This is a genomic window from Flavobacterium sp. TC780 (genome assembly GCF_056783245.1).
This window is the reverse complement of the sequence record NZ_JBXBAV010000170.1, coordinates 21,856-32,119: the sequence shown is the minus strand read 5'-3', so window position 1 is coordinate 32,119 and position 10,264 is coordinate 21,856. Positions and strand designations below refer to the sequence as shown.

10 protein-coding genes and 3 pseudogenes are annotated in these 10,264 nt (G+C 34.8%); 7 read left to right on the top strand and 6 right to left on the bottom strand.

The window, feature by feature from the left end; genetic code table 11:
• The 6 genes and pseudogenes from AC1RYN_RS19125 to AC1RYN_RS19100 all read right to left on the bottom strand — a co-directional run.
• The coding region (locus tag AC1RYN_RS19125; RefSeq protein ID WP_481808234.1) for an NAD(P)-binding domain-containing protein at positions 1 to 282 on the bottom strand (282 nt) is incomplete at its 3' end.
• Positions 283 to 293: 11 nt separating this feature from the next.
• Positions 294 to 587: an NAD(P)-binding protein gene (locus AC1RYN_RS19120; RefSeq protein ID WP_481808233.1), complete on the bottom strand. Its 294-nt coding sequence runs from the start codon at positions 585 to 587 to the stop codon at positions 294 to 296.
• A gap of 78 nt (positions 588 to 665) precedes the next feature.
• On the bottom strand, positions 666 to 1,742 hold the full coding sequence (gene arsB / locus AC1RYN_RS19115; protein ID WP_089055899.1) for an ACR3 family arsenite efflux transporter: 1,077 nt from the start codon (positions 1,740 to 1,742) through the stop codon (positions 666 to 668).
• Positions 1,743 to 1,747: 5 nt separating this feature from the next.
• A pseudogene (locus AC1RYN_RS19110) lies at positions 1,748 to 2,373 on the bottom strand (arsenate-mycothiol transferase ArsC).
• Positions 2,374 to 2,388: 15 nt separating this feature from the next.
• Positions 2,389 to 2,862, bottom strand: a pseudogene (locus AC1RYN_RS19105) (DUF6428 family protein).
• 30 nt (positions 2,863 to 2,892) lie between these two features.
• A pseudogene (locus tag AC1RYN_RS19100) lies at positions 2,893 to 3,222 on the bottom strand (ArsR/SmtB family transcription factor).
• A 259-nt stretch (positions 3,223 to 3,481) separates the two neighbouring features.
• Between AC1RYN_RS19100 and AC1RYN_RS19095 the strand changes: the two are divergent.
• From AC1RYN_RS19095 to AC1RYN_RS19065, 7 genes are all read left to right on the top strand, one after another.
• Positions 3,482 to 4,042, top strand: a complete 561-nt coding sequence (locus tag AC1RYN_RS19095; RefSeq protein WP_481808232.1) for a PD-(D/E)XK nuclease domain-containing protein — start codon at positions 3,482 to 3,484, stop codon at positions 4,040 to 4,042.
• 106 nt (positions 4,043 to 4,148) lie between these two features.
• On the top strand, positions 4,149 to 4,412 hold the full coding sequence (locus tag AC1RYN_RS19090) for a hypothetical protein (RefSeq protein ID WP_481808231.1): 264 nt from the start codon (positions 4,149 to 4,151) through the stop codon (positions 4,410 to 4,412).
• 3 nt (positions 4,413 to 4,415) lie between these two features.
• Positions 4,416 to 5,519 (top strand): GapS4b family protein, encoded by a 1,104-nt coding sequence (gene gapS4b / locus AC1RYN_RS19085; protein ID WP_481808230.1) that lies wholly within the window; start codon positions 4,416 to 4,418, stop codon positions 5,517 to 5,519.
• Between the two features lie 133 nt (positions 5,520 to 5,652).
• On the top strand, positions 5,653 to 6,726 hold the full coding sequence (locus tag AC1RYN_RS19080; RefSeq protein WP_481808229.1) for a HEPN/Toprim-associated domain-containing protein: 1,074 nt from the start codon (positions 5,653 to 5,655) through the stop codon (positions 6,724 to 6,726).
• 61 nt (positions 6,727 to 6,787) lie between these two features.
• A complete protein-coding gene (locus AC1RYN_RS19075) occupies positions 6,788 to 6,973 on the top strand; it encodes a hypothetical protein (RefSeq protein ID WP_481808228.1) in 186 nt (61 codons plus the stop codon).
• 235 nt (positions 6,974 to 7,208) lie between these two features.
• On the top strand, positions 7,209 to 9,107 hold the full coding sequence (locus AC1RYN_RS19070) for an HsdM family class I SAM-dependent methyltransferase (protein WP_089055905.1): 1,899 nt from the start codon (positions 7,209 to 7,211) through the stop codon (positions 9,105 to 9,107).
• Positions 9,097 to 10,173 carry a restriction endonuclease subunit S gene (locus AC1RYN_RS19065; protein WP_481808227.1) on the top strand — a complete coding sequence of 359 codons (1,077 nt, stop codon included), beginning with the start codon at positions 9,097 to 9,099 and terminating at the stop codon, positions 10,171 to 10,173. Before AC1RYN_RS19070 ends, AC1RYN_RS19065 begins: the two co-directional genes overlap by 11 nt.
• Positions 10,174 to 10,264 lie beyond the last annotated feature (91 nt).

Here is a 10,264-nt window from a genome sequence, read left to right as displayed (position 1 = left end):
TACGTATTGGCTAAGGTTAATACATGCTCCTGTTGTTAGGGAGGCAGCACCTACAATTTGAGCTCCTGAATTGCCTTCGCCTACGACCAGTACCTTTAGGCTTTTAAATGGTTCGGGATTCTTGTATTGGACATAGTGTATTTGTATTCCGGTAAATGTGGCGATGCCCTTTACCTCTGGAACAAAAGGATTTTCCCATGTTCCGGTTGCGGCAATAATTGTCCTTGCAAAATATTCGCCCTTGCTTGTGCTGATTCTGAATATGCTGTTTTCGGATGTAATGGTGTTTACATTTACATTCCGTTCAATAGGGAGCTGGTAGTGCTGTTGTATTGGCAGAGATAATTGATCACTTCCTGTTTTAATGGAAACAAATTTTCTGATTTAGGCATTAGCCACCCCGGAAGGGAGCTGTGCTGTGCGGGTGAAAACAGGGTGAGGCTGTCCCAGGTATTGCGCCATGCTCCACCACAACGTTCCTGCTTATCCAAGATGAGGTACTCTAATTTACTTCGTCTTAGATAATAGCCACACGCCAAGCCGCTTTGGCCTCCGCCTATAATAATACTATCAAATATTTTATCCATTTTTTTTCATTGGGGTGCATCAGATGTAAGCAAAATCCGGAATTGTAGGTGTGGCAAAGATTCTTTATTGCCAGATAGCTATTGTATCATTGGCTTTGAGTAATATTTTTTTCTGAACCAAAAGGCCAGGTTTACCAAAGCAATTAATGCAGGCACTTCAACAAGCGGACCGATAACGCCAGCGAATGCCTGTCCGCTGTTAATGCCGAATACGCCAATGGCAACAGCAATAGCCAGCTCAAAGTTATTGCCTGTAGCCGTAAAGGCTATAGAGGCGCTTTTAGAATAATCTGCCCCGAAGTACTTTCCAGTAAAGAAGCTTACCACAAACATAATCGTGAAATATATGACCAGCGGGATAGCTATCCTTACTACATCCATGGGTATCTGCACAATCAATTCGCCTTTCAGGCTGAACATGATCACGATAGTAAACAATAAAGCTATTAGTGTAATAGGTGATATAAAAGGAACATATTTTGTCTCAAACCAGTTTCTGCCTTTTAATTTAATCAGCATATACCTGCTGATGATTCCCAAGGCAAAAGGAATGCCCAGGTAGATGCCTACACTTTCAGCAATCTGTCCTATACTTATATCGACGTTAAAACCATCATATCCAAAGTATGGCGGCAAGACTGTGATGAAAATATAGGCGTATATGCTGTATAGAAAAACCTGAAAAACGCTGTTTAGGGCGATCAAACCAGCCGCATATTCGCGATTTCCGTCAGCAAGGTCGTTCCACACCACTACCATAGCTATACATCGGGCCAGTCCTATTAAGATAACGCCTATCATGTATTCTGGATATCCCTTAAGAAATAGCAGTGCCAAGGTAAACATCAGGATCGGACCAACTATCCAATTTAAAAATAATGATGCGCCAAGTACTTTGGTATTTGAGAAGACTTCGCCCATCTTGCCGTAGTCAACCTTAGCCAGCGGTGGGTACATCATCAGGATCAATCCTATGGCGAGCGGGATATTTGTAGTACCGCTTGAAAAAGAATTAATGAATCCGCTGCTTGAAGGCATGAAATAGCCAATTGCCACGCCAATACCCATAGCCAGAAATATCCATAAAGTTAGGTTGCGATCCAGGAATCCTAATTTTTTTCGCCCTGCCACGGGTGCACAATTATTTGCTGACATAATTTTTATTTGATTTGTGAGAATATGTAAAACATTTCATTTGCAATCTGCAGGCTTCTTTCCTGATATTTTTCAGCTTGCTGAGGTGTATTGTCAAACGCCTTCGGATCTTCAAAGGTTATCGGAATACGTTTTTCAGCACCGGCAATAAACGGGCAGCCGCCATCAGCCTGGGAGCAGGTCATTATTGCGGCAAATCCGTTTTCAGGATTGAATGCATCATCATAGGTTTTTGAAAATCCGATGACAGGATGCTCATTTTCGCTATATTTTATGGCATATACGGGATTGTTTCCATCGGAAATTACCTGAATCCTAAATCCGGAATGTTTTAAGGTTTCGGCGACCTTCGGGAACAAAGCAGTAGCTTCCGTTCCCCCGGAATAGCAAAAGACATTTTTGATGCCATAGTAAGCTGCTGCCGTCTGTGCCCAAACTTGGGAAAGGTGGCTCTGCGCGAATTATGGGTACATATCAGATTAAGCCTTATTTCTTCATGGGAAGTGTGCTTTTCCTGAATAAAGTCAATTAACGGCTGCAATACAGCCTTGCGCTCGACAGTTACGCTTTCGAATTTAAATGCAGTAACTACACTTTGAATTTCCTGGAAAAGATTTGTTTTTAATATCATGGTCATCTTTTGAAATTAACAGCATCCGCCACCAGGAGTGCAGCTATTTGATTGTTCAGTAATTGATGATAAACTTACTTTTTGCTTATCTGACGGAACTCCGCACTGATCTTGTGCAAGGCAGGCTGTCTGTTTATTCTGGAGTGTAAAGTTTTTTCCGTCAAATCCTAAATCGTATTTTCCGATTGTTGTGTCCTGATATTCGACTTCAATTTCAAAATCTTCAATACCCAATACTTTTTCAGATAGGGCAATAATGCTTAAAAGCTTGTGTGGTTTCAGCCTATGGTCTTCATCGTTTGAGTCTTCCCACAATTGGAAGTTAACAACTGTTTCTTTTTCTTACAGTACCGCCGCAATCAATAAAGTTCTTGGTAATTAGCCCGCTTCAGTCACATTGGAAATTTTCGGTACAAATGTGCCATTTGTAAGCATAAAGCTTAATGATTCCAGATCGGCAAGATGATTTTTAATTTCAGATAGTTTCATTTTTCTTATTTTTTAATGTTTAATCGATTTTTAACAGCACTCGCTTCTTTTCTTTTCCAATCGTTCAGTAATATCCTGGAAGAAGCCTTTGATTTTTTCAAATCCCGGTTGATCGATGCAATAGCAGATTGCATTGCCTTCAATATTTCCCTTAATAAGTCCTGCGTTTTTCAGTTCCTTCAAGTGCTGTGAAACTGTAGGTTGGGCCAAAGGCAGCTCGTTGACAATATCTCCGCAGATGCAGCGTTAACTTTCAATATGTATTCAATTATCGCTATACGGGGGATGCCCTAAAGCTTTCGCCAGAATGGCAAGGTCGTTCTGCTGGTCTGTAAAGTGATCTGTTTTAGTTGCTCCCATTGTAATATATTTATATTGCAATATTACGATAATATAATTAAACAAAAAAATGTTTTAATATTTTTTGTTTAATAGGATAATGAAAAGTTTAAATCCAGACTATGCACTTAATTTGACAAAATGTTAAAAACAGAAATGAATTCTCAATTTATATATCATCAGTTCGTAACTTTCTTATTTTATATACATTTTGGCGAAGAACAGTGCATTATTCTCTTTATCTTAGCTAGTCAATAAAACACTAAAAACGTATGGGAGAATGGTCAAAAACAGTCGCGAAAAAGGCGAAAAGGTAGTCGACTTTTTCTTTAAGGATATACTCGGATATAATTCTGTTACTTCCAATGAGACAATAAACTGTATTAAAGGGACAAAACATAAATCTAAGGCGTCTAAAGGGGATAAAACTACTCATGGTATTGATGCGCTGATAAGTAGTAAAAGCCCTCTTGAAGATCAGTTGCTGGATATAGTTGTCGTATCATCAAAATACACTGCAGACGAGTACCCCAACAGCCCGAAGGCAAAATTTAAAGAGCACTTCGAAGATTTGGCGTTTACCCTTGAATGCTTCAAGAATTCTAAACTGTATTCCGAAACAAACTATAAATTTAGCGGAATAACCAGAACAGAAATTACAGGAATTTTAGTATGGCTATCGGACAAGAGCCCGGAAGACTACGAACTTATTCCTAAAATTGCCAATATGCAAATTGATGCTGATCTTATTTTCGACAAGATTATTGTAATAGACAACAATCGAATGGATTTTCTACATCAAACAATTTTTAGGGCGAAGGGAAGTATACGGTGTAGATAATGTTAAATTTGTTTATCACAATACTAGCCTCAATATCATCGGCTTAAACTCTATAAGCTACGGCGATGTTATGCCTGTACAATACATCTTTTCAAATATTATTCCATTGAGAATTGAAAAAGGAGGCGATGTGGAATTTCTTATATTTTGTAAAGATAGTTTTTCAAAAGATAATCTATCTAAACTTCTTTCTTTTGCAAAGAGTTTCGATCATTTAGCCTCAGCGAAGAAAACAATTTTATCTTTCCCTGATTACAATGAATTACACCACAAAGGCATTATTGAGGGCGAATTGTCAAAATTTCCGAAATACACCTTTAATCAAAACTTTTTAGTAAGTAAGTATCCATCAGATTTTAGAAATAGTTAAAAAATGGAAAAAGATTTTTTGCCACAAGGCGACCATATAAGACAGCTCCTCGTTAACGCGAGCATTTCAACGACCAATATTAACAGTTTGCTTCGAGATAAAGGGGTTTTTCTAGGTCACATAGAGAAGAATAATTCAATCCCGTTATTGATGAAAACTCTGGTAAGTCCTGAAGATTTTCGCGATTTACATGAGGCGCAAAAGAAGAAAGAGGATACTATTAAATTCAGAACTGCAACTATTAAATGTACTTCAGATTTCGATTTAACAAATATTTTTTCTGCCCCAATGGATCTTGCTGCAAAAATTAAAGAGGCACATAAGTATGAGCCAAATTTTAAGCTTTTAGGAACTCCGACATTCTATATAGAGGATGAGACGGCCATTTTCGATTACAAAATCGAACGTTATAACTTTCTTGAGAACTGGACCAGCAACAAGACCGAACATTCGGGAAAGGTTTTTGTTAAAAAATCAAAAGAAGGGAATCTCGAATTGTCAGTCGAACAGAACTCAACTTCAAAAGAAACTATTTTGATAAACGAGCTAATTGTAGGTGAGGTAAAAAAACTTCTCAAGGACCAAAGCTTCATCAATCCAGGTGATGATTTTATTCGTATTAAGTTTAAGGATTTTACAAACGCACAGAGGATTCAGTTTTTCTACTCCTTTACAAAAGACTTCTGCATTTATTTAAAATTTCAATCAATAACAGATATAGATCTTTATCTTGATGAAGAACAAGAATCTCATGCAGATATCAAAGCTTTGGTTGATGAAATTGACTCATTAAAAATAAACGGGCGTGGCCTTCAAAATAACCCTTTACTGAAAAACAATCTTTATCATGACAAGCTAATCGTTGCATCAATATCTCTTAAGTATAGTTTTGATATCAGGGGCGTTAAAGGTACCGCTAATCTTGTAATCGCATTCCCAGACTATATTACAAAAAGATCAAGTGATGCAGAACTACAGATTTCACTTAATTTTACGATTGAAAAAGAACATAAGAGGATGACAACCGAAACTAAGTTAAGAAAAGAACTTTATGCTTTCGTTGAGAAACACAAAATTACAAACTATTCACAATTTAAAACACCATAAGTTGTATAGAAATGAATTGCTACAATGTAAACTCTCATCTAAGGTGGGAGTTTTTTATAGCATACCCAATTCTTAGTTTAATGGTAAACGCAAAAGAATTATTTGAATTTAAATATTTACAATACTAAAAGCTATGGGAAGTTTTTGCGCATTAACATTAAATGGTTATGAAATAGATCAGTCTAAAAGCTACATCAGTACGTTTTGGTCATGTTTTTTTAATGAAGATGACCGACGAAGTCGTTCTGTTCCCTACGATCTTTATTATACACAACCTATTACAGATAATAATAATGTGCCTACCTTTGAGTATTCGGCTTCTGTTGATACAATGAAGCTGCGCCTTGAAATCATGGGTTATACTTTAGATAAAGTTAAACTTAAATATGCTGATGGTATTGAGATTGCTTTAAAAAGTAGGCAGCAATACAATGCTGAACTATTTAATACAGTTGAAAATAGTGATGAAAAACACCTCAATATTTTAAAGAATGGTGGATTTGAATACTGGTTAAAATTAATTAAGTATATTTTTGATAACAAAATTACCAACTTTAGCGATAACCTCGAGCTACATGACGATATCTACAGCTTTATTCTTGATTATAATGATGTTGACGAAGACTTGTATTTAGGTTACCCGAATATCGGTATAGGTTACTTTCTTCGGGGAGCTTTGGAAGCTGTAGAACCTCGTTCAGAATTAATTTTAGACATAACCTCTGTGGTTGATTCGGGATATTACAAAGAGGATGAGCCTGTTTGTGCAAGCACCGCACAGATGTATCTTGATTCTACTTTACCATTCCAAAAAATCATAATCCTTACCGAAGGTTCTTCTGATAGTAAGATACTTAGTAAAGCTTTGAAATTACTCTATCCCAAGGTGTATAGCTACTTTTCATTTCTGGATTTTGACACCTATAAAGCAGAGGGCGGATCAGCTATGCTTGAAAAAACAGTCAAATCTTTTGCAGCGGCTGGAATCAGCAATAAAATTATAGCGTTATTTGATTATGATGCTGCAGGTGTAGCAGCGACTGAACGCTTAAAAAAAAGAAAATTCCCTAGCAATTTTAGAGTAATAACTTTGCCAGCAATTGAACTTGCAAATAACTACCCAACCATTGGACCAGATGGAATAATATATGAAAATGTCAATGGACGTGCATGTAGCATTGAAATGTACTCAGCATTGATATTTTGACTGGCGCGAATAACACGTTGGTTCCTGTTAAATGGAAAAATATTGAAGCGCAAATAAATACTTGCCAGGAGAGATTTCCCGTAAAGCTGAATTGCAAAAAAAATACTTAAAAAAAATACGCGTCGCCATAGCAAATGGCTCGCTTCAATCCGATCATGATTGGACAGGTTTAATATCGGTATTAGACAGAATTTTTGTTGTTGCATCTAGTATTGATCATGCACCAACATACCTGAATTATCGATAATCCTATTATTTTTTAAATATAAATGTGAAGCAAGATATACTTAAAATTGATGCTAAAGTGGCATAAATATTAATAGTTTTCGTGTAATTTTTATTTAGATCCCCTTTGCTGAAAACATTTATGTTAATATTCTGCATACGAATAGTTGATAAATTGAAAGTTTTTGAAAGGTAAAAGAGTTAAAAAAACTTAACTTTACCAACTATTACATATGATTTATAATTTGAGTGGATAGATGGCAAAAAAAGAAGTATTGACAGATTTGTGGGTTTATGAAATGCTTAAAGAAGCGAATGTTAATTTGCACCCACAAGGAAGCAACATTAAAGATATTGACAATGCTTTAAAATCAGCTTCAAAAGCAGGTACAGGAAAAGTTGGTTTTCCCGAATATTGCGGAGTTGTCAAAGACTTTGTTTTAATTATCGAAAATAAATCAGATGTTTCACTTCATGTAAGGCGAAATGAAAAGGACTTAATATGCAATGAAATTGCGAGCGTAAAGAATTATGCTGTAAATGGAGCTTTATTTTATGGCAAACATTTAGCTCAGAAAACAACCTATAAAAAATTCATAGTTTTTGGAGTTTCAGGAAATGAGAAAAGACATAAAATAACGCCTATATTTATAGATGAAAGAGGAGGTTATAAAGAACTTGACGACGTAGAAACGTTTACTCTTTTCAATGAAAAAAATATTGATGAATATTACACTAAAAATATTCTCAAAGAGCAGACACCTGAAGACAAAACCACAGAAGAAATTCTCAGGGATGCCAAGAATCTTCACGAAGATTTAAGAAACTATGGTAGTATTCAGGACAAAGATAAGCCATTAATAGTTTCAGGGATTCTTTTGGCATTACGGGAGATGGAACATAAAGGTTTCAGTATTGATAGCCTTGTAGGTGATCAAACAACAACGGATGGTGAAAAAATTTATGAAGCTGTTGAAAAAAACTTAAAAAGAGCCAATGTTTCACCTCAAGTAAAAAAGGATAAATTACTTAGCCAGTTTTTGGTAATAAAAGATACCAAAGCCATTAACGAAGAAAACGAATATTTAAAGAAAACTCCTTTAAAGCACTTTACAGAGTTTTTATACGAGAACATTTATAAAAACATTAAATACATACAGTCTGCTGAAGATTATTTGGGAAGATTTTATGGGGAATTTATGTCGTATTCTGGCGGCGATGGTCAATCATTAGGTATTGTATTAACACCAAAGCATGTTACCGAGTTGTTTTGTGACTTGGTAGAATTAAAACCTTCGGATTCAATTTTAGACCCTTGCTGCGGAACAGCAGGTTTTTTAATCGCATCTATGCATAATATGTTACAAAAAACGGATAATCCGGAAGAGCAAAAAAATATTAGGAAAAACCAGTTGCATGGTTTAGAACTACAACCTTATATGTTTACTATTGCTACCACAAACATGATTTTGCGTGGCGATGGGAAAAGTAATCTTGAACAAGAAGACTTTTTAAAATTTAACTCGTCCTTATTACAGGAAAAAGGTTGTACAATTGGAATGATGAATCCACCTTACTCAATGGGGAGCAAAAACAATACGAATTTATACGAGATCAATTTTACTGAACATTTACTAAATTCTATCGTTCAAGATGGTAAAGTAATTGTAATTGTTCCTCAATCTTCTATGACAGGTAAAACTAAGGAAGAACAGGCAATAAAAGAAAATATTTTAAAACATCACACTTTGGAAGGGGTGATTACGTTAAATAAAAATACGTTCTATGGAGTAGGAACAAATCCCTGTATTGCAGTTTTTACTGCAGGTGTTCCACATTACAAAGACAAGAAAGTAAAGTTTATTAACTTTGAAAAAGATGGATTTGAAGTCCAAAAACATAGAGGTCTTGTTGAGACCATCCACGCTAAAGATAAAAAACAACATTTATTAGATGTATGGTTTAACCGAATTGAAGCCGAAACGAAATTTTGCGTAAAAACTACTATTGAGCCTGAAGATGAATGGTTGCATTCATTTTACTATTTCAATGATGAAATTCCTAATGCAGATGACTTTGAAAAGACCATCGCAAACTATCTAACATTTGAATTAAATATGGTTTTGCAAGGCAAACAATATTTATTTGATAACTAATAACCTTATTAGAATGGACTTAAGAGATATTAAGTGGAGTGAATTCAATTTAAACGAAATTTTTCCAAGTATTCAAAGAGGAAAACGATTAAAAAAGGATGACCATAAAGCAGGTAATCAACCTTACATTTCATCAACTGCTTTAAATAATGGTGTTGATGGTTTTATTGGAAATACAGAAAATGTAAGAAAATTTGAAAAGTGTTTAACAATTGCTAATAGTGGTAGTGTAGGTGCAACCTTTTTTCAGCCATTTTCATTTGTAGCTAGTGATCACGTTACCAAACTTGAGAATAAAGATTTTAGTAAAAACGTTTACTTATTTATATCAAGTATTGCAAAAAGACTAAATGAGAAATATGGTTTTAATAGGGAAATAAACGACAAAAGAATTCAAAGAGAAAAAATTTTGTTGCCTGTAAATTCCAAAGGTAAACCTGATTATGCTTTTATGGAAAAGTATATAGAGTTTAAAATGCATGAAAAAAACAAACAAATTGAAAATTACATTACTAAAAAATTAGAACAAGTAAAAGATTTCAAGGAGGTTGAGACACTTAATGAAAAAGAGTGGGGAGAATTTTTTATTGAAGATGTTTTTAACATAAAGGCTGGTAAAAGACTGACAAAAGCGGATATGTTTAAGGGTGAAACCCCATTTATTGGTGCATCTGATTCAAATAATGGGATTACAAACTTTGTCTCAAATATCAATTCTTCTTTAGATTCGAATGTTTTAGGAGTAAACTACAACGGAAGTGTTGTAGAAAACTTTTATCATCCTTACAAAGCTATATTTTCTGATGATGTAAAAAGATTAAGCCTAAAAGAAGTAAAAGGAAATGAATTTTTATATTTGTTCATAAAAACAAGTATTTTAAACCAAAAGTCCAAGTTTCAATATGCCTATAAGTTTAATGAAACCCGAATGTTAAGACAAAAGTTATTATTTCCGATAAATAAAAAAGGGCATATCGACTATGACTATATGGAAAACTACATAAAGAAAATAGAATACGAGAAACTCACAAACTACATTAAGGTAAAAACCGCTAAGGACCAATAACGAAGACACTATATAATAATTTTTTTTTGCTTGTGATCGTATCTAGGATAAGTAGGCTTTTCAATTTTTTACTTTTAAAAATGCTTGTCTT

Excerpts from the sequence above, each read along its gene's own strand:
- AC1RYN_RS19080 (WP_481808229.1), top strand. The coding sequence starts at position 5,653 with ATGGGAAGTTTTTGCGCATTAACATTAAATGGTTATGAAATAGATCAG.
- arsB (WP_089055899.1), bottom strand. The coding sequence starts at position 1,742 with ATGTCAGCAAATAATTGTGCACCCGTGGCAGGGCGAAAAAAATTAGGA.
- gapS4b (WP_481808230.1), top strand. The coding sequence starts at position 4,416 with ATGGAAAAAGATTTTTTGCCACAAGGCGACCATATAAGACAGCTCCTC.
- AC1RYN_RS19095 (WP_481808232.1), top strand. The coding sequence starts at position 3,482 with ATGGTCAAAAACAGTCGCGAAAAAGGCGAAAAGGTAGTCGACTTTTTC.
- AC1RYN_RS19120 (WP_481808233.1), bottom strand. The coding sequence starts at position 587 with ATGGATAAAATATTTGATAGTATTATTATAGGCGGAGGCCAAAGCGGC.
- AC1RYN_RS19070 (WP_089055905.1), top strand. The coding sequence starts at position 7,209 with ATGGCAAAAAAAGAAGTATTGACAGATTTGTGGGTTTATGAAATGCTT.